Here is a 240-nt window from a genome sequence, read left to right as displayed (position 1 = left end):
CAGAAGGCGTGAACGGATCTCTCCCGTGCCGCGCATCGTGTCGAACGGCACACCAAGCGCCCACGACATGCCGAGCACGTCACCGACGGTCGGCTTCTTGGCACCACTCTCAAGGCGGCTCCACGACGCTTGGGACATGCCCGCCCTTTCGGCGGCCTGTTCCTGCGTCAAACCGAGCTGCTCGCGGAAGTACCGCGCTCTCTGCGCAACAGTAATAGTCATCGATTCATCCCCAGAATC

1 protein-coding gene is annotated in these 240 nt (G+C 62.5%); it reads right to left on the bottom strand.

Annotation, left to right across the window (positions count from 1 at the left end; translation table 11 throughout):
* On the bottom strand, positions 1-222 hold a 222-nt coding region (locus AC1RPV_RS08200), incomplete at its 3' end, for a helix-turn-helix transcriptional regulator (protein ID WP_481764270.1).
* Positions 223-240 lie beyond the last annotated feature (18 nt).

Source organism: Dellaglioa sp. CoH-55-MRSF-9, assembly GCF_056782155.1.
This window is presented reverse-complemented; position numbering and strand designations above follow the sequence as displayed.